This is a genomic window from Aeromonas sp. S19(2024) (assembly GCF_041402625.1).
Classification (GTDB): Bacteria; Pseudomonadota; Gammaproteobacteria; order Enterobacterales; family Aeromonadaceae; genus Aeromonas; species Aeromonas caviae.
In genome coordinates this window covers 599,927-618,827 of the sequence record NZ_JBGLQU010000002.1, presented here as the reverse complement: position 1 = coordinate 618,827, position 18,901 = coordinate 599,927, and the positions used below count along the sequence as shown (strand labels likewise).

Genomic DNA, 18,901 nt, shown 5'->3' with positions numbered 1-18,901 from the left:
TGCCAACTCACCATGGTCAGGGTGATCCGGGCAATGCCGGATTTGACAAGACCTTTGACGGGCCAGTGCCAAAACCGGGGACGGATGGCGCAGGCTTGTCTTTGGTTTATAACAATTCCGTCCCCCGGTCATTTTTATGGAAGCCTTATTAACCTCCACCATCAGCGTTGCCATCGCCGAGATCGGCGACAAGACACAGCTGCTGGCCCTGTTGCTCATCTGTCGTTTTCGCAAACCCTGGCCCATCATCGCCGGCATGCTGGCTGCCACCCTGCTCAACCACGCAGGGGCCGCCTGGATAGGGGAATTCATCAGTCGCTGGATGGATCCCAAGGTGATGACCTGGCTGGTCGCTGGCGCCTTCATCGCCATGGCCGCCTGGATCCTGGTGCCGGACAAGATGGATGATGAAGAGAGTTCCCTGGACAAGTACGGCCCCTTCATGGCCACCTTCGTGCTCTTCTTCATCGCCGAGATCGGTGACAAGACCCAGATAGCCACCGTGCTGCTGGCAGCCAAGTACGACTCCCTGATCCAGGTGATCACCGGCACCACCCTCGGCATGATGCTGGCCAACGTGCCCGTGGTGCTGCTCGGCAAGCTCGGGGCCGACAAGCTCCCCCTCAAGGGGATCCGCATTGCCTGCGCCATCCTCTTTGCGGGGCTTGGCATCTCCACCCTGATCTTCGCCTGACCTCCATACAAGCCGGCGGGGGATCAGCGTGAGCACTGATCGCCACCGCCGCCCCGGACGTCCTTCAGGCCCCCTCCTCACGGCGGGGGCCTTTTTAGTACAAAGACATGGCCCCGTGCCGCGACCTGTGTCGCAGCGCCGACGGCGCCCCTGCCCCGAGACGCGGCGCCGTGCCATAATGCCTTATCTTTCAGGCATCACGGCTTCAGGAGCCCCCATGCACCTCACCTCAAGACAGACCCTGCTCGACTGGGTCAGGCGCGGCCGCCTGCCACGGGCCTCGCTGCCTGCCGCCCTGGCACTGTGCGATCTGCCCCCCGGCCCTGCCCGCTGGCAGTGGCTGTTCGACAGGCTGCTGCTCTGGCTCGGCTGCCTCTGCCTTGGCGCCGGCCTCGTCTTCTTCGTCGCCTTCAACTGGCAGGCCCTGGGGCGCCTCTCACGTCTCGCCCTGCTGGAGCTGCCGTTGCTCGCCATGCTCCTGGTGCTCTGGCGCAAACCCATGAGTGACACCCCGCGCCAGGCCCTGCTGCTGGCCCTGGCCCTCAACCTCGGCGCCCTGCTCGCCCTGGTGGGCCAGACCTACCAGACCGGCGCCGACCCCTGGCAGCTCTTCGCCACCTGGGCCCTGATGCTGCTGCCGCTGGCGGCCCTTGGCAGAAGCCCGCTGCTCTGGACCCTGGCCTGGCTGCTCGGTCAGCTCGCCCTGGTGCTCTACTGGCGGCTCGGCCTTCTCGATCTCTTCTTCTCCTTCAACGAGGAGGCCCTCGGCTGGTGCCTGACCCTGCTCAACGCCGCCCTCTGGGGTCTGCTCATCCTGGTGCCCGCCCGCTACGCCCTGATGCCCTCCTGGCTCGCGGGGCTGGCCGCGGGGCTCGGCATCACCCTGCTTACCCTGCTGGCCCTGTTCGATGCCGCCTCTCCCTGGGTCTGGCCTGCCTGGCTCGCCTGGCTCGGCGCCGCCTACCTGCGCTGGCACCACAGGTTCATCGCCGGGCTCGCCATGGGGTGCCTGAGCCTCATCGCCGTGATCCTCGCGGCCCTTGGCAAGTGGATGGAGCCGGACATGAACGGCTTTTTGCTGCTGGCCCTCATCGCCATCGGCCTGTCGGTGATGGCCAGCCGCTGGCTGCAACAACAACGGAGGCAGCATGTCTGATCTCACCCCCTGGGAGCGCCTGCGTGCAGCCCAACTTGTGGAAGGGGATGCCCCCCGGGATGAACAGCCCCACTGGTCGGGCCGTTTTCTGCTCGGCATGGTGGGCTGGATAGCCGCCCTCTTCCTGCTCTTCTTCCTCTTCATGGCCTTCGAGCAGCTGACCCGCGACCCCAACAACGCCCTCGCCATGGGGATGGTGCTGATGGCCGCCGCCCTCGGTCTCAACCGCATGGCGACCCGCAGCGATCTCTGGGATCAGTTCGTGCTGGCGCTGGCGCTGGCGGCAGATGCCTGGCTGCTCTACGGCCTGCTGGACAGGCTGGATCTGAACGTCGCGTGGCTCTGGTTCGGTCTGACCGCCTTCTCCCTCGGGGTGGCCGCCCTGTTCGAGCACTGGCTGATCAGGCTGTTCCACAGCTTCGCCGCCGCCATCCTGCTCACCCTCGCCCTCGCCTGCCTCGGCCTGCACCTGCTGGCTCTGCCGCTGGTGATGGGCGCCGTCGCCCTGTGCTGGCTGCAGGCGGAGCGCGATCCCGCCCGCCATCTGCTCTATGAATCCCTCACCCTGGGGCTGGCACTCTCCCTGCTGGTGCTGGGACGGCTGCACCACCCCCTGTGGGAGGGAGGCACCAGCGTGCTCAATGAGCTCGGCAGCTCCCGCCTGCCCCTCTGGCTCAATCCCCTGCTCTGCGCCGCCCTGCTGCTCGCGGTCATGGTTCGCCTCAGGCTGCCGCTGCGCTACGGGCTGCCGCTGGTGGTGATCAGCGCCATCATTCCCGGCATGGGGGCTGGCGCCCTGGTGCTGGTGCTCGGCTTCTACGCCGGCAGCCTGGCCCTGATGACCCTGGCAGGCCTGCTGCTGCTCGGCTTTGGCTCCCTCTATTACTACGATCTGGGGCTGACCCTGATGACCAAGTCCTGGCTGCTGCTCGCCTCGGGGGCCCTGCTGCTCGGTACCCGTCAGTGGCTCAAGCACCTTCACAACGGGAGCCCCTCATGAGACGCCTTGCCTTTTTGCTGACCGGTCTTGCCCTGCTCGCCGGCATCAACGCCGCCGTCTGGCGCTTCGAGCACGCCATGAGCCAGGGGGAGGTGGTGCTGATCGAGCTGGCACCGGTCGACCCCCGCTCCCTGATGCAGGGGGACTACATGCGCCTGAACTACGCCCTCGCCCGCCAGCTGGCGGGCCGCCAGGCCGCCGCCGGCCCCCACACCCTGGTCGTTCGCCTGGATGAACATCAGGTGGTGCACTGGGTGGAAGGGGGCAAGCCCGAGGCCCCGGGCCCGGGGGAGCGTCTGCTCAAGGTGCGCCAGCGCGACGGCCAGTGGTTTATCGGGCCTGACGCCTTCTTCTTCGAAGAGGGCACGGGAGATCAGTATGAGTCGGCCCGCTACGGCGAGTTTCGCCTGCAAGAGGATGGCAACACCCTGCTGGTAGGGCTGAGGGACGAGGCGTTCACTCCCCTGGGTCACACCCGCCCGGCCTGGTAAAAAGGGGGCGCCGACCCGGTTGTGAGTGGCAAGATGATGACGGCCCCCGGCGGATAACGTCTTCGCCGGGTGGCGAAACGCCGTGACTTGGCAACACTTGAAACTGGGCACTCGGCAGCAGGACGGTCAGGATGAACATAGACATTGCAGTCCCCCTTCGCAGACTGGTCGCCTGCGCCGCCCTCGCGGCCATGGTCTGGGGCACTCCCGCGACCCAGGCCAGCCCGGCGCTCGCCAGCCTGCACTACCTCACCGAAGAGTACAAACCCTACAACTTCACCGGGGAGGATGGCGCCCCGACCGGCTTTGCCATCGACCTGCTGCACCTGGTGTGGCAAAAGACCGGCACCCCTGTCCAGCCCGTCAGCATCCTCCCCTGGGCCAGGGGTTACTACCTGCTGACCCAGAAACCCAATGTGGTGCTCTTCTCCACCGCCCGCACCGAGGCGCGCAATCCCCTGTTCAAGTGGGCCTGCCCCATCGGCTATGCCGAGATAGTGCTGATGGGGCTCGCCAGTCGCCCCCTGACCCTGACCAGGCTGGAAGAGGCCCAGCGCTACACCATAGGCGCCGTGCGATCCGACGTGGGGGAGCAACTGCTGCTCAACGCAGGCTTCGACGAGCAGAAGATCATGACCGCCAACCGCCTCTCCCAGGCCCTGCGCATGCTCACCTCGGGCCGGGTCGATCTGGTCTCCAGCAACAAGTCCACCCTGCTGGATCTCATCAAGACCCAGCAGCTGGATCCTGCCCAGTTCGAGGTGCGCTGGATGTTGAGTTCCGAGCAGTACTGTTTCGCCTTCAGCCACCCGGTTGACGATGCCCTGGTCAGGGAGTTCCAGCTCGGCCTGACCCAGGTGCTGGCCAGCAGCGACTTCCAGCAGCTCCAGCACAAATACTTCCCCTCCCCCTGACCCCTTCCCCCGCCGGGGCCGCCATGGCCCCGGCCCGCCTTTGAGCCAGCGCACGAAACCCGTTTAATGTTCACCACTTGCAACGACAAGGGATGACGCAGACCGTCCCGGGTCCGTAATATAGGGCGCAGGAGCCTGTTGGCCCCTTTTTCACGGCAAGGGGCAGGGCGCACGGTGGCAGCGACAGTCAGGGGCGGCAGCGTGCCCGCTGGCCGCCTTCATCGGGCAGCGTCGCGCTCACGCCCTTCCCCGCCATCTCTCCGATCTCTTGGGAACACACATGCACAACACAGCGAAATGGTTGATGAGTCTCTCGGTCTGCGCCCTTCTGATGGCCTGCGGCGGTGACAAGACCACCGGCAAGGCCTGTCTCGGGTCAAACAACGACACCCTGGTGGAGGGGATGCAGGACAAATGCAAGGCGGGGGACATTGTCGCCACCAAGCACCCGGCCTATTTCTGCGATTTCAACTACGCGGTCACCTTCAACAGCTACAACTCCGCGATTTGCGTCTACTCCGGCGGTCTGAAACCGGAGAGAACCACGGAAAAATCATAACTGGCGACCCATTTGCCCCGTCTGACACGAAGAGGGCGGCAGGATATGTGGTCAATGCCCGGGCGGCGATGCCGCCCAGGCCATCCGGGGGCGGCTTCGCCCCTATTTCACCCGCATCAGACGGTGATGCTGCCCGGCGCACTCGAGCTGGAGCACCTGGGATCGGGCCATGGCCTCCACCCTGGCCAGCATCTCGGCGCTGTAGCCCTTGCGGCGCATCCATTGCAAGGGCTCCTCAAAGCCCCCTTCGTTGACCACGAAGGTATCTGTGTAGGACTCCTTGACGATGCTGACCACCCAGATGCGCTGCTGAAACTCGCAGAGTCCGGCCACCAGAGTGGCCGCCCGCCCGGCCAGGGCGCGCACACGGCGGGCAAGAAGATGAACCATGGTATGGGCTCCGAACTGATAAAAGGGAAAACAGACTGGCACCCGGGTGGACGCGCCACCCTGTGCCCTCTCAACCCGCCCCGCTCCTATCGCGGGGCAGACACCTGACTGGAAGGGGGCGGGTTACCGCCCTCCCCTGCGGCCCGGCGCTGGCGCTTGACCGCATACATGCTCGCATCGGCCCGGTTCAGCGCCTCCTCGACGCTGACCTCGGCCGGCATCACGGCCACCGCCCCCACGCTGGCACCGGGATAATGGATCACCTTGTCCCCCACCGGCAGTGACAGCACGCTGTGCTCGAACAGGCGCTGGCGAAACGCCGCCACCGCCCCGTCCAGCGTGTCGGCGTCCGGGAAAGGCCCCATGCCCACGGCCACGAACTCGTCTCCCCCAAAGCGGGCCAGCAGATCGCCGCCACGCAGGGTCTCCCCCAGTTGCCGCGCCATGGCGGTGAGCAGCCTGTCCCCCGCCTCGTGGCCATACTCGTCGTTGATGGCCTTGAAGCCATCGAGATCCACAAAGGCGATGAGCACCGGATGCCCCGCCCGCTCCGACAGGGAGAACAAGCGGGTGAGTTCGAGCATCAGGGCGCGGCGGTTGGGGAGCCCGGTGAGGGGATCGGAGAGGGCCAGGCGCGAGAGCTCGTCGTTGGCCTGCTGCAATTGCCGCAGCAGTTGCTCCCGCTCCACCTGTTCGGCAATCAGGTGCGCGAAGAAGGCGATGAGCTGCTGCGCCCCCGCCACCGCGGGTTTTTGTTCGGTACTGGCGCCGCACAGGGTGCCATAGAGGGAGCCGGTCGAGGTGCGCACCGGGCTGCTCAGATAGGAGCGAATGCCGAGCTCGCTGGCCGCCTGGGAGTCCCCCCACAGAGCGGCGACGTCATCGGTGTAGCCAATCTCTTCGTCGATGGCGCGGCGACACAGGGTATCGCTCCACTCCACCGTCATCCCCTCGGGGATCTGCAGCCCGGCCACATTGCGGGCATAACGGACATGCTGGGTGCTTTGCCCGAGGTCAATCTCGGTGAGATAGGTCGACTCCAGCCCGGTCACCGACGCCAGCATCTCCAGCAAAGGGCGGGTCAGGCTCTCCAGATCCCGCGCGTTTATCATCTGCTCCGAGAGCGCCAGCAAAATTTTATCCATGCCTACCTCCACTACTGCGTGCATCTGATGGGCGGCTACCTTAGCCAACTCGGGGCGGGCCCGACAAGCGGCAGACCGCGATTGACCGGGGGAAAGATCGATTTGTTCACATTTTGGCATAACCGGACCCCAAGCGGCGTCGCCATGCGAAACACAGGGGGCACAACTCTGCCCTCGCCCCTGGGTGCCGGGTCGATTCCCGCCGCGTATTCGCCCACGGTCACCATCCCCTCTCCCCTTGAGGGAGAGGGTCAGGGTGGGGGGTCTCACCGTCATTTGGCATGGCTACGCCTGTAGGGTCGGTAGGGTCGATTAGCGAAGCGTCATCGTCCGCGGTAACCATCCCCTCTCCCCTTGCGGGAGAGGGTTAGGGTGAGGGTCGGTAACGTCATTGCCTGGCGAATGCCGCCCCACGCCTCAATGGCACGGCTTCGCCGTGCAGGACACGAGGACGCGGCCCTCGACGGGGTTTCGCCCGCCAACCTCGGAGACTTCGGCTTGATCCCCTCTCCCCTTGGGGGAGAGGGTTAGGGTGAGGGGTCGGTAACATCATTGCATGGCGAATGCCGCCCCACGCCTCAATGGCACGGCTTCGCCGCGCAGGACACGAGGACTCCGTCCTCGATGGGGTTTCGCCCACCAGCCGGTTTGATCCCCTCTCCACTTGCGGGAGAGGGTTAGGGTGAGGGGGTCGGTAACGTCATTGCTTGGCGAATGCTGTCCCACGCCTCAATGGCACGGCTTCGCCGCGCAGGACACGAGGACTCCGTCCTCGACGGGGTTTCGCCGCCGCTGCGCGGCTGGGCGAGTGACTTTTCTTTGCGTGGCCAAAGAAAAGTCACCAAAAGAAAGGCCACCCCCACTTGTTCGCCCTCCTACGTCGGGTTCCCTCGGTTCACCCGTTTGTCCCACGGCACGCGCCGATGGGCCATCCCTGGCCCAGCGGCACTCGCTCGGCGTCCTGCCTCGCGGCCTGGACAAACGGCCTCACCTCGGCGAACAACAGGGGGCAACACCCAACCCGCAGCGCCGAGGCCGGTTAACAGGCGTAGGGTGCACCAAGCGCAGCGCATTGCACCGCGGTAACACACCCCATCCTATTCGGGGCAAAGATCGGGCGGGTTGTTAGCTCAGAGCCACCCCCTCGCCCACCCCATAGCGAGATCAGATTGTCGCACCTATGCAACAAGCATTATCAATATGGTTGCATAGGTGAAAAAAACATGACGGGTACAGCAGCAAGCGGTACAAATATCTATCGGGAACGGTTTTATATTGAAGGCCCGATACTGAATATTTCTTATTGATAAAAATTTAATTTCTCGAACGTAAGATTACGCTTTGCTAATAGAACCTACAGTCCTGAATAGTCAATTCAGCCGTAGTTTACCTATATCACGACTAGTATCAATGAAAACCTCACACATTATCAAACCAGATTAATTTAATAACAACTCACCTCCACATGGCTAGAATTATATGAAAACAAAATCTTTTTCTATTTTTTTGCTTAAAGCTGGCTACGACGCACAGAATGCCCTTAAGCCAGATCATCAACTTCTCGATAGTTTTCATGCTAATAATCTCCCACAAGGTGCAAGTTTATTTATTTCAGATAGGTTTAGAACAATACCTTGGTGGGTGGATTACTTCTCAATCGAAGGAGATTTAGAGCAAGAAAACAAAGGTGCTCTAATGTTTATTCCGGTAAAAGATCGCTGTTTCGCCCTAACTTTTGGCCATATTTACCACAATCTACTCGATGTTTCCTATGAATATGACTTTGGTCTTAAAGTAACGTTAAACAGCCTTGAACCTAAAGAATTAAAAAGCGCTGACATAGTTGATCCGAGTGCATCAAGAAGGAAAAGGATGCAAGTCCCAGTTATGTCTGACTTAACCTATCTGGATTTTGATAGTAATAGCGAAATTTTAAAAAGTCTAACAGGTAAAGTAAAGCCACAATACACCAACTTATTTAAAAATGCGACCGGTTCTACAAGCTTAAAGGTAGGATTGAAGATCAATCCTGATGGGCTAGTAGCTCTGTGTGAGCAACTTTTAGATTTATACTTTAGTGAAGAATATTTAGAGTCTTTCCCTAATATACAAAAAATAGTTCCAGAGAAAGACCCCCTGAAAATTGAGAGATTAGATAATGCTCTCTTAGATGCATTTGTTAATAGAACCGCTGACCTATCTCTATCAATCCCGGAAATAGTAGATTACAGCGATAACATATACTGCACCTTTAGAGGAAGAAAGGGAATATCTCCTATATATACAGACATTAGTCTTGATGAGTTCTATGACTATTTAGGAGATATTGATTTAACCACGTTAGACATAGATAAAATAAAGAGTTTCTTGCTTAATCTCTGCAACGAAGAAGGTGTTATAACCAAGGCATATAATATTTACAGAAGCTTTATCTATGATATTCATTTTGAAAATGAAGAAGTTGTTTATCATCTTTGCGAAGGGGAATGGTATAAGGTTGATCAAAATTATTTACAGAGCCTTAAAGATTATATAGACGCAAGATGCGAAGATACTCGACTACCACAATACAATCATGACAATATTAAGGATAATGTAAGGAATTATAGTGAAGAAAACTATAACGATGATGTTGCAAAAAAATCACCTAACCACATATGTTTAGATCAGAAAGATATCAGCCCTGATGGACAAACACAAATAGAACCGTGTGACATTATCAGTTATCAGGATGGAAAATGTATTTTTCATCATATAAAAATATCATCTAGATCATCTCAACTAAGTCACCTATTCAATCAAGGAGTCAACTCAATAGAATTGTTGATTTTGGAAAGTAGAAGTAAAGACAGACTTAAGGAACTAATTAAAGAAAATATTGAAAATAAAGACCTAGATAGTTTTGTTAGTGTAATAGACGATGGGAAATACAAAGTAGATTTTGGTATAATCACAAGAAAACCTGCAATGTTAAAATCTAAAAACCTCCCTCTTTTTTCTAAAATAAGTTTAATGAGAACATTAAGGACTCTTGAACTTTATCACACAGAAGGCGTAGTTAGTTTTATAGAAGATATTAGCCCCGCTAAAGAGAGTTATAGTAAATACCCACGTGTTACCGTAGTTGTTTCTCTTGGTGAAAATGGTAAAAATGAAGTTCTTGTTGATCATAATCAACCATTTCCTAAAGGAAAAAAAGTTACGAGATGCTCTCAAGAAATCACGAATAGTCCAGTTGGTTCAAGATATATGATTTATGTCAAAGCCAGTGAACAAGGAGATCTCAGCACAAGTCATGCATGGGAAAGTGAACGGCTATAAAAAATTCATTCTGAATACATCGGTTACCGCAGCCTTGATCTGCGGTTTTTATTTCTATTCCCCAAACACTTTTTCACTCAAGCCAAAACCCTATTTCCCCAACCCCTTGCACTGCGCTCCCCCTGCGGCGGGATAGGCGGTGAGCGTCTCATAGAGGGCGGCGTGCAGGCTGCCGGATTGGCAAAAATCGCAGTTGCCGCCAGCGTCGATATCGGTGATGCGAGCTCCTTGCGGCCCGTCCAGTACCAGATAGGTGCTGACAAAACGGTAGGTGCCGCTGGGGGTGTCGAGCGGGGTGCCCGGCTCGCCAAAGGTAAAGCGCACCTTGACCTCGCTGCGATCCCGGCTACCGTCGATGGCGTGCGACGAGAGGATCTCCGAGCCCAGCAGGTGATCCCAGGCATTGGGCAGGAAGGGGTTGCCCTCGACGAAGGGGGGCTTCTCGTCCGGGGCTTCGCGAGTGGCTATCTCCCGCGCCTTGGAGGCGGCATTGAGCAGGCAGAGCAGCTCGGGGGAGACGATGTTGGGCAACGCACCGCCCAGATCTGCCTGATAGAGGCCGCTCGGTTTGACTTGGCGCTCCCAGTCGAGAAACTGGGCCACCTTGGCGCGGGCTTGGACCTGCATATCGGGGGCAGTGGCGGCCACAGACAGCCCGGACGCCAGCAGAGGCAGGGCCAGAAACGGCCTCCAGTTCAACTTCATGACGTCATCTCCTTGTTATTCTTGAAAAACAGAGCCGCCATCGGGCCGGTTTATGCCGTATATTGGCCTTCTCCCTACCACAAAGGAACTGCCTCTTGAGACCCTATCCCGCCCTGTTGCTCTTGCTGGCAACCACTGCCGTTCAGGCCGAACAGGATTGTACTGCGCCGGTGACACAAACCGACATGAACATCTGTGCGTTTCAGGATTACCAGCGAGCCGATGCCAAGCTCAATGCCGCCTATAAAAAGCGGGTTGCCACCCTGGAGAAGGCACAGCTGGAGAGGCTGAGAACCGCGCAACGGGCCTGGATCACCTTTCGCGATGCCCAGTGCCGCTACGAGGCCGGCGTCTATGAAGGGGGATCAATGGCGCCCATGGTCCACAGCAGTTGTCTCACCCAGTTGACCGAGGCGCGCACCAAAGACCTGAACACACTGCCGGACCAGCCATGATCAGAGGCGCCAACCAGGTCAGGTAGGAACTGGGGACAAGAAACAGACGGCTTGCAGGCACTCCGGTGAGTAATGATGCGAGCCCCCCTCACCCTAACCCTCTCCCCCAAGGGGAGAGGTGATCAGACCGAAAAATGCCGAGGCTTCGGCAGGCCACAAAAAAAACCGCAGCCCAATGGCTGCGGTTTTTTTATTGGCTCAACCGGTTGGCGCCAACAAGGCCACCGGCCTCAGGCACGGCGCCAGCTGGTCTTGCCGGCGCTGTCTTCCAGCACGATACCCATCTCGGTGAGGCGGTTACGGGCGGCATCCGCCGCGGCCCAGTTCTTGTCGGCGCGGGCCTGATTGCGCTCGGCGATCAGGCGCTCGATTTCGGCGACCTCTTCGTCCGCTTCGTCACCCTTGAGGAAAGCCTCGGGGTCTTGTTGCAGGATGCCGAGCACGGCGCCCAGCTCCCGCAGGCGGGCGCCCAGCGCGGCGGCAACAGCAATGTCTTCGGCTTTCTGGCGGTTGATCTCGCGCACCAGGTCGAACAGGGCGGAGTAGGCTTCCGGGGTGTTGAAGTCGTCGTCCATCGCTTCTTTGAAGCGAGCCACCTGCTCGTCGCCACCGGCGGCGGCCGCCGCCGGCAGATCGCGCAGGGCGGTGTACATGCGCTCCAGGGCGGCGCGGGCTTGCTTCAAGTTATCTTCCGAGTAGTTGAGCTGACTGCGGTAGTGACCGGACATCAGGAAGTAACGGACGGTTTCGGCGTCGTAGTGGGCCAGCACATCGCGGATGGTGAAGAAATTGCCAAGGGACTTGGACATCTTCTCTTTATCCACCATCACCATGCCGCTGTGCATCCAGGTGTTGACGTAGTCGCCGCCGTGGGCGCAGCAGGACTGGGCAATCTCGTTCTCGTGGTGGGGGAACTGCAGATCGGAGCCGCCGCCGTGGATGTCGAAGTGGTTGCCAAGGTGCTTGGAGTTCATGGCGGAGCACTCGATGTGCCAGCCAGGGCGACCCGGGCCCCAGGGGCTGTCCCAGGTCGGTTCGCCGGGCTTGGACATCTTCCACAGCACGAAGTCGAGCGGATTGCGCTTGGCATCCACCACGTCGACCCGGGCGCCGGCCTGCAACTGCTCCAGATCCTGGCCCGAGAGCTTGCCGTAGTCGGCGTAGGACTCGACGATGAACATCACATCGCCGTTGTCCGCCACGTAGGCGTGCCCTTTTTCCAGCAGGGTTTCAACCAGGGCGATGATCTCGCCGATGTGCTGGGTGGCGCGGGGTTCGATGTCCGGACGCACCATGCCGAGGGCGTCGAAATCCTGGTGCATGTCGCCGATGAGGCGCTCGGTGAGACCGTCACAGGTCACGTGCGTTTCGGCGGCGCGCTTGATGATCTTGTCGTCCACGTCGGTGACGTTGCGCACATAGGTGAGGTCGTACCCTGCATAACGCAGGTAGCGAGCGACGACGTCGAAGGCGACGAAGGTACGGCCATGGCCGATATGACAGTGATCATAGATAGTGACGCCACACACATACATGCCCACCTTGCCCGGGTGGATAGGTTTGAATTCTTCTTTTTGACGAGTGAGTGTGTTGTATATCTTCAGCATCTTATGACCACTGCCTGTGAGTAAAATGGCCTGCCATTCTAACCGCATCCGGTATAGAAAACGAGGCAGAAAAAGCCCCCTCTCCCCCCTGCCATCTATGCCGCAGGGCCTTGATGGGCTAGAATTGCCACCACTTTATGCCATACACCTGCGGGCACCTTGCTGCCCGCGTCAAAATGAAAGGACAACTCATGGTTACTCTGCACACCAACCACGGCGACATCACCCTGACCCTGAACGCGGAAAAAGCCCCGGAGACCGTGGCCAACTTCCTGCAATACTGCCGTGACGGTCACTACGACAACACCATCTTCCACCGCGTCATCGACGGCTTCATGATCCAGGGTGGCGGCTATGCCCCGGGCTTTGAAGAGAAAGAGACCCGCGCTCCCATCAAGAACGAGGCGGCCAACGGTCTGTCCAACAAGGTCGGCACCATCGCCATGGCCCGCACCATGGAGCCGCACTCCGCCAGCGCCCAGTTCTTCATCAACGTGAACAACAACGACTTCCTGGACTTCAAGTCCGCCACCACCCAGGGCTTCGGCTACTGCGTGTTCGGTGAAGTGACCGCCGGCATGGACGTGGTCAACAAGATCAAGGGCGTGAAGACCGGCAACTACGGCCGCATGCACCAGGACGTTCCGACCGAAGACGTCGTCATCACCAAGGTGACCCTTGCCGAGTAATCCCTGCCGGCCAGGCTCTGACACAACTGCGGCCCCGGCCGCAGTTTTTCCATCTGCCGCCCCCAACTGGCGCCGCCTCGACTATCTGGCCCAGGGCAACGAACGTCAGCGCTCGGCCCACGCCCTGCTGAGCGGCGGCCTGTGGGATGAGCTTGGCCCCCTGTGCAACGATCTGGCCCTGGTGAGCACGATCGCCATCGGGCTGGATAGACCCGGCAGCGATCTCGACATCCTCTGCCAGCATCCGGACCCGGCCTTCCTTGCCGCGACACTGGCCGCACAAGGCTGGCAGGTGCGAAGCAAGGGCGAACAGGTCTGGATCGCCGAGCAGCGACGCCACGGGCCAGATGGCCAGTGCTGGCCAGTCGAGCTCTACCTCACCCCTGATCCCCTCGATATGTGTCATGGCTGGCGCCACCTCAGCCTGATGGCCGCCCTGCTTGAGCGCTTTGGCGCCCCCTTCCACCGGGAGGTGCTGCGCCTGCGTTTTGATGAAGGGCTAAAGGGGGAAGCGGCCATGTGCCGCCTGCTGGGTCTGTCCGGCGACCCTTACGAGGCGTTGCTGACCCTGGAGGGCGTCAACCTTGCGGGGCTCTGCTGCCCTTCCCTCCCCCACCCGCTCGACGTGCAAGGTCACAGGCCTTGTCCGGCCCCAGGCGGGACTCTCTTACCATGATGCCCAGGAACTCATGAGCACCCTCTTTATCAGTGACATTCACCTCAGCCAAGGCAGGCCCGACATGACGGCGGCCCTGGTGCGCTTTCTGGCCGAAGACGCGCCCGGTGCCGACGCCCTCTATGTGCTGGGGGATCTGTTCGAATTCTGGATTGGGGACGACGACCCCAACCCGCTCCACCGCGAGGTGGCCGATGCCTTTCTCGCCCTGAGCCAGCAAGGAGTGCCCCTCTACTTCATTCACGGCAACCGCGACTTCCTCTTGGGGCGTCAGTTTGCCAAACGGGCCGGCATGACCCTGCTCGGCGACCCCTGCGTCATCGAGCTGTACGGCGAGCGGGTGCTGCTGAGCCACGGGGATCTGCTCTGCACCCGGGACGAGGGCTACCAGAAGTTTCGCCGCATCACACAACTCAAATGGCTACGCTGGCTCTTCCTGCGCCTGCCGCTCTCGCGCCGCCAGGCCATCGCCCACAAGATGCGCGGCCAGAGCCAGATGGAGAATGCCCACAAGAGCCAGATCATCATGGACGTGACTCCGGAGGCGGTGGACGACATGCTGCGCCAGCACGGCTGCCGCCTGATGATCCACGGCCACACTCACAGGCCCGCCATCCACGACTTCACCCTGGATGGGCGTGCGGCGCGGCGCATCGTGCTGGGAGACTGGTTCGAGCAGGGGTCGGTGCTGGTGTGCTCCCCCGCCGGGCAGCGCCTCGACACCCGCGCGCTCGGCTGAGGCCCTCTGCCTGCCATGGTCAGGAGCGAGTCTCATATGACCGTTTCTGACTCACGCCATGCTATGGCGGGATACAAGCAGGATCCCTGCATATACTCTGGTTCTCTGCACATAACGAGGAGATGACCATGGGATTTCTTACTTGGGTGGTACTGGGGCTGATCGTCGGCATCCTGGCTAAATGGATCATGCCGGGCAAGGATGGCGGCGGTTTCTTCATGACAGTGATCCTGGGGGTGGTCGGTGCCATGGTGGGGGGCTATGTCAGCACCCTGTTCGGGATGGGAACTGTCACCGGCTTCAACCTGCCGAGCATCATCATCGCCACCGTTGGCGCCCTGATCGTGCTGTTTGTCTACAACAAGCTGCGCAGTTGAGGCGCAGCCCCCCCATCGATGCGAGGGCGCCAATGGCGCCCTCGCTGTTTTCAGCCCCGCTGGCGCCAGCTTGTCTCGACTACCCGATCTCATCCACTCGTTTCGTCCGTTCGATGCCGCGCTTGCATCATTTCTAGTTGAGACGTCTAATAAGCCCCATGCAAGCCAATGACCCCCTGCCTCGCCGCCCTCGCGGCCGCCCTGCCCAGCACGGGCACACCTATGCCGACACCCGGGAGCTGTTGATCCGCCGGGGCATGGAGCTGCTGACCGAACAAGGCATCGCCGCCACCTCCATCGAGCGGGTGTTGCAGTCGACCGGGATCCCCAAGGGCTCCTTCTATCACTACTTCGCCACCAAGCACGACTTCACTCTGGCGGTCATGGATGCCTATCACCACTACTTCTGCCGCAAGCTGACGCGCTATCTGGAGGATGAGAGCCTGCCCCCCCTGGCCCGTCTTGTTGCCTTCGTCGACAGCGCCTGCCGGGGCATGACCCGGTTTGCGTTCCAGCGGGGCTGTCTCGTGGGTAACCTGGGTCAGGAGGTGGTGCAACTGTCCCCCGAGCTGCGCCTGCGCCTCGAGCAGATCCTCCTCGACTGGGAGGCGCTGCTTGCCCGCTGCCTGAGGGACGCGGTGACGGCGGGGGAGCTGCCCCCTGATTGTGACTGCCCTGCCCTCGCCCATCAGTTCTGGATCGGCTGGGAAGGGGCCGTGCTGCGCGCACGCCTGGTGGGCGATACCGAGCCCATGCTCTCTTTTCTCAATTTTTTCATGAAGTTAGCAAAGTGATTTTTTTACGAAGATTAATAGTCAGTCAGTCCAATTAATGGGAGTAGACAAGATGTTCAACGGTATTCTGATCGAGAAAGACGAGGCGGGTTATCGCGCCAGCTACCAGAGCCTCTCCGAGGAGATATTGCCTGCCGGGGATGTGACCGTGGCGGTACAGTGGTCTTCCCTCAACTACAAGGATGGCCTGGCCCTCACCGGCGCCGCCCCCGTGGTACGCCGCTTCCCTCTGATCCCCGGCATCGACTTTGCCGGTACCGTGCTGGAGAGCCAGCATCCCGACTGGCACCCCGGCGACAAGGTGGTGCTCAACGGATGGGGCGTGGGCGAGACCCACAGTGGCGGGCTGGCAGAGCGGGCACGGGTCCGGGGCGACTGGCTGGTCGCCCTGCCTGAGCGCTTCCAGCCCCGGGACGCCATGGCCATCGGCACCGCAGGGTACACCGCCATGCTCTGCGTGATGGCGTTGGAGAAACACGGCATCACCCCCGGTGACGGTGACATTCTGGTGACGGGCGCCAACGGCGGTGTGGGCAGCGTGGCGATCACCCTCCTGGCCAAGCTGGGCTATCGGGTCGTGGCCGCCACCGGGCGGCTGCACGAGGCCGACTATCTGACGTCCCTCGGCGCCGCCGAGGTGATCGATCGCGCCGAACTGGCCACGCCGGGACGCCCGCTGGGCAAGGAACGCTGGGCCGGCGTCATCGACACCGTCGGCAGCCACACCCTGGCCAATGCCTGCGCCACTACCCGCTACGGCGGCGCCGTGGCTGCCTGCGGTCTCGCGGGAGGGATGGACTTCCCCTCCACCGTCATGCCCTTCATCCTGCGCGGCGTCACCCTCTATGGCATCGACAGCGTGATGGCACCGCGCCCGCTGCGCCAGCAGGCCTGGGCCCGACTGGCCGAGGATCTCGACCTGACCCGCCTCCATCTCCTCACCCGGGAAGTGCCCCTCTCCCAGGTCGTGACCCTGGGGGATGCCTTCCTGGCAGGCCAGGTGCGCGGCCGGATCCTGGTCAATGTCCAGGGGTGATGACTGACGCGATATGAGCCGGCTCGCCTGACCAGGTCAGGCGAGCCTCTTTGTGTCCCCCTATTCAGGTCATGGAACTGAGCCGGGATGCAAACCCCATCAGCAGAACGCCTGCCCCGGGGCAGACGTTCGTGAAGGTCAAAACATCAGAAGGCCGCTTCATCAGTGCATAAGGCGCTCAGCTAACCGATCACCGAACAACATGATGACGAGCCCGGTCAGCATGACCAACATTCCACCCAGCTTTATCAAAGATACCGGACGCTGGATGGTGCCAAGCAGACCGAAATGGTCGATGACCTGGGATGAGAGCAACTGTCCGACGATGGCCAACCCAAGCAGGGCTGACAACCCGATTTTCGGTGCGAGCACGACATAGCTGAACAGCGCGCAAGCACCGATCAGGCCGCCAGCCAGACTCCACAGAGGCTGTGATGGAATGGCCGCAAGCGAGGTGAATAATCCGCCACGCAGCAGCGAGAAGACCCCGAGGCTGAATGCACCGGCCGCGAAGGAGAACAATGCGGCGGTGACCGAATCGCCCCCGAGTCCTCGTGCCAGCTGGCTATTCAGAGTTGTCTGCAGCGTGATCCCGAGACCTGCGGCAAAAGCGATGACGTAATACAGTGTGCTCATGGGTTGCATACCTGTCAGTATGCCTGTGCCAGCGGCAGGAAGGCGTCAGCAAAAATGTCAGGCTCATACCCGGCGGCGGCAAACAGATGCTCACGGGACTCATCAATGGCGGCGCGAAGGCGCGTGCTGTCTACGCCAAGCACCTTGCCATGCTGCTTGACGATGCGCCCGCCAATAATGACGGTATCAATGTTGCTGCGCTCTGTCGCATGCACCACGGTGCCAAAGGCATTGCCGGACGGGTAGAGGTTGATATCGCCAACATTGATCAGAATGAGATCCGCCTGTTTTCCTGGCGTCAGGCTCCCTACCTTGTCCAGCAGCCCTGCACAGGCAGCACCATCGACAGTCGCCGATTTGAGAAGTTGGGCAGCCGGCAGCGTGGTCAGCGAGTGGTCGGAGCCGCAGCAGTGCTGCTGATGCATGCCCATCACCCGTTGCAGGTAAAATGCCACGCGCATTTCCATAAACATATCAGTGCTGTAAGAGGTTTCATTGTCGACGCTGAGGCCAGGGTTGATGCCATGACGCTGCGCCGCCTGGATGGCAAACATACCGTCCTCGATGCCATAGTGCGCATCGGAGCGCGGGCAGACATTCACCCGGACACCGGCTTCTCGCAGGATCTTCCATCCCTCATCTGGCAGTGACGTGCAGTGATTGAAAATATTGTCCGGGCCGAGCAGACCGCGCCGATGCAGTGACTCCAGCTCAGACGCCATAAAAGAACCAAAGAATTCAGTGACGATCGGCAGTCCCAGCCTGCGAGCCTCGGCCCACAATGCAGGCTCCAGCTGGGCCATGACAGCAAGGGAAACCAGGCTCTCTGGGTTGTCCTTGAAATATTTCTCTTGCAGGCGTTGCCAGTTACCCGGCCAATGAGCCTTGTCCCATTCCCCCGATACCGGTGCGCCGGAGGCGTGTATGGCACGGATCCCTGCATCCAGCAGGGCCTCGACGGCGGCGTCCGAATGGGCTGCGGTGCGGCTGTTATGGGAATTGTCAATGACGGTGGTGATGCCTGCATCAATGCAGCCCAGTGCCGTCAGCAGGTTACCGATATACATATCGGCAGGGCGATAGTACTTGGCGAAAGAGAAGTGCGTGGCGTTGCTGTAGTCTTCCAGACAAGTGGCATTCGGATTGATGCGGCGCAGTTGTCCCTCCCAGGAGTGGCGATGAGAATCCACCATCCCCGGCATGGCGATCATGTTCGTAGCATTGATGATACGGGCACCATTCGCCTCCAGATTCTCGCCTATGGCCGTAATGGTTGATCCACTGATCAGAATGTCTCCACGTTCAATGTTACCCACGCTCTCATCCATGCTGAGGATCGTGGCCCCCTTGATCAAGATTGAATCTGGTATTACATCTTGATTATTAACAATATTTCTAACGTATCCGGTCATTTCAAGAGCCTCTTTTCTAGCCAATGGCAAAAAGATACGGCACTCTATTACCCTGAAAAAGATGACCAAACTGTTTTCATAATTCATGATCTTCGAATAATCATG

Annotated in this window: 20 protein-coding genes; 14 read left to right on the top strand and 6 right to left on the bottom strand. The window is 60.0% G+C overall.

Annotation, left to right across the window (positions count from 1 at the left end; all coding sequences use genetic code 11):
* Nucleotides 1-136: 136 nt before the first annotated feature.
* From ACB037_RS07285 to ACB037_RS07260, 6 genes are all read left to right on the top strand, one after another.
* Nucleotides 137-694, top strand: a complete 558-nt coding sequence (locus ACB037_RS07285) for a TMEM165/GDT1 family protein (protein ID WP_010675206.1) — start codon at nt 137-139, stop codon at nt 692-694.
* Nucleotides 695-911: 217 nt separating this feature from the next.
* Complete coding sequence (locus tag ACB037_RS07280) at nt 912-1,850, top strand: DUF2157 domain-containing protein (protein ID WP_042014993.1); 939 nt, start codon at nt 912-914, stop codon at nt 1,848-1,850.
* Nucleotides 1,843-2,850, top strand: a complete 1,008-nt coding sequence (locus ACB037_RS07275; RefSeq protein ID WP_143237732.1) for a DUF4401 domain-containing protein — start codon at nt 1,843-1,845, stop codon at nt 2,848-2,850. Before ACB037_RS07280 ends, ACB037_RS07275 begins: the two co-directional genes overlap by 8 nt.
* Nucleotides 2,847-3,341, top strand: coding sequence for a GDYXXLXY domain-containing protein (locus ACB037_RS07270; RefSeq protein ID WP_319888293.1), 495 nt, complete (start codon nt 2,847-2,849; stop codon nt 3,339-3,341). Before ACB037_RS07275 ends, ACB037_RS07270 begins: the two co-directional genes overlap by 4 nt.
* Before the next feature lie 191 nt (nt 3,342-3,532).
* Nucleotides 3,533-4,255: an ABC transporter substrate-binding protein gene (locus tag ACB037_RS07265; RefSeq protein WP_029314741.1), complete on the top strand. Its 723-nt coding sequence runs from the start codon at nt 3,533-3,535 to the stop codon at nt 4,253-4,255.
* Nucleotides 4,256-4,535: 280 nt separating this feature from the next.
* Nucleotides 4,536-4,814, top strand: coding sequence for a hypothetical protein (locus ACB037_RS07260; protein WP_029314742.1), 279 nt, complete (start codon nt 4,536-4,538; stop codon nt 4,812-4,814).
* Nucleotides 4,815-4,916: 102 nt separating this feature from the next.
* Here the strand turns inward: ACB037_RS07260 and ACB037_RS07255 are convergent, their stop codons facing one another.
* Entirely contained in the window at nt 4,917-5,204 is a 288-nt protein-coding gene (locus ACB037_RS07255) for a hypothetical protein (protein WP_039041204.1), read from the bottom strand.
* A gap of 86 nt (nt 5,205-5,290) precedes the next feature.
* The gene (locus tag ACB037_RS07250) at nt 5,291-6,349 is read right to left on the bottom strand and encodes a sensor domain-containing diguanylate cyclase (protein WP_239053777.1); all 1,059 of its coding nucleotides are present in this window, start codon (nt 6,347-6,349) and stop codon (nt 5,291-5,293) included.
* Nucleotides 6,350-7,828: 1,479 nt separating this feature from the next.
* Here ACB037_RS07250 and ACB037_RS07245 point away from each other — a divergent pair.
* Nucleotides 7,829-9,670: a TIGR04141 family sporadically distributed protein gene (locus tag ACB037_RS07245; RefSeq protein ID WP_371175102.1), complete on the top strand. Its 1,842-nt coding sequence runs from the start codon at nt 7,829-7,831 to the stop codon at nt 9,668-9,670.
* Nucleotides 9,671-9,760: 90 nt separating this feature from the next.
* Here the strand turns inward: ACB037_RS07245 and ACB037_RS07240 are convergent, their stop codons facing one another.
* Nucleotides 9,761-10,375 (bottom strand): hypothetical protein, encoded by a 615-nt coding sequence (locus ACB037_RS07240; protein ID WP_371175101.1) that lies wholly within the window; start codon nt 10,373-10,375, stop codon nt 9,761-9,763.
* Between the two features lie 95 nt (nt 10,376-10,470).
* Between ACB037_RS07240 and ACB037_RS07235 the strand changes: the two genes are divergently transcribed.
* Entirely contained in the window at nt 10,471-10,830 is a 360-nt protein-coding gene (locus ACB037_RS07235; RefSeq protein ID WP_128297581.1) for a lysozyme inhibitor LprI family protein, read from the top strand.
* 230 nt (nt 10,831-11,060) lie between these two features.
* On the opposite strand, the gene cysS is transcribed toward ACB037_RS07235, so the two are convergent.
* Nucleotides 11,061-12,437, bottom strand: a complete 1,377-nt coding sequence (gene cysS / locus ACB037_RS07230) for a cysteine--tRNA ligase (protein ID WP_371175100.1) — start codon at nt 12,435-12,437, stop codon at nt 11,061-11,063.
* Nucleotides 12,438-12,628: 191 nt separating this feature from the next.
* Between cysS and ACB037_RS07225 the strand changes: the two genes are divergently transcribed.
* The 6 genes from ACB037_RS07225 (at nt 12,629) to ACB037_RS07200 (ending at nt 16,748) form a co-directional block, all read left to right on the top strand.
* A complete protein-coding gene (locus ACB037_RS07225) occupies nt 12,629-13,126 on the top strand; it encodes a peptidylprolyl isomerase (RefSeq protein WP_010675220.1) in 498 nt (165 codons plus the stop codon).
* Entirely contained in the window at nt 13,116-13,802 is a 687-nt protein-coding gene (locus ACB037_RS07220) for a DUF4269 domain-containing protein (RefSeq protein ID WP_371175099.1), read from the top strand. Before ACB037_RS07225 ends, ACB037_RS07220 begins: the two co-directional genes overlap by 11 nt.
* Before the next feature lie 13 nt (nt 13,803-13,815).
* Nucleotides 13,816-14,541: a UDP-2,3-diacylglucosamine diphosphatase gene (gene lpxH, locus ACB037_RS07215; RefSeq protein ID WP_052815099.1), complete on the top strand. Its 726-nt coding sequence runs from the start codon at nt 13,816-13,818 to the stop codon at nt 14,539-14,541.
* Nucleotides 14,542-14,669: 128 nt separating this feature from the next.
* Nucleotides 14,670-14,918 carry a GlsB/YeaQ/YmgE family stress response membrane protein gene (locus ACB037_RS07210; RefSeq protein ID WP_043156234.1) on the top strand — a complete coding sequence of 83 codons (249 nt, stop codon included), beginning with the start codon at nt 14,670-14,672 and terminating at the stop codon, nt 14,916-14,918.
* Nucleotides 14,919-15,076: 158 nt separating this feature from the next.
* The gene (locus tag ACB037_RS07205; protein WP_069652553.1) at nt 15,077-15,712 is read left to right on the top strand and encodes a TetR/AcrR family transcriptional regulator; all 636 of its coding nucleotides are present in this window, start codon (nt 15,077-15,079) and stop codon (nt 15,710-15,712) included.
* A gap of 52 nt (nt 15,713-15,764) precedes the next feature.
* Nucleotides 15,765-16,748: an MDR family oxidoreductase gene (locus ACB037_RS07200; protein WP_010675225.1), complete on the top strand. Its 984-nt coding sequence runs from the start codon at nt 15,765-15,767 to the stop codon at nt 16,746-16,748.
* A 162-nt stretch (nt 16,749-16,910) separates the two neighbouring features.
* Here the strand turns inward: ACB037_RS07200 and ACB037_RS07195 are convergent, their stop codons facing one another.
* Together ACB037_RS07195 and ACB037_RS07190 are read right to left on the bottom strand one after the other, a co-directional pair.
* Nucleotides 16,911-17,384, bottom strand: coding sequence for a DMT family transporter (locus ACB037_RS07195; RefSeq protein WP_010675226.1), 474 nt, complete (start codon nt 17,382-17,384; stop codon nt 16,911-16,913).
* A gap of 14 nt (nt 17,385-17,398) precedes the next feature.
* A complete protein-coding gene (locus ACB037_RS07190; protein WP_371175098.1) occupies nt 17,399-18,883 on the bottom strand; it encodes an amidohydrolase family protein in 1,485 nt (494 codons plus the stop codon).
* Nucleotides 18,884-18,901: the final 18 nt, after the last annotated feature.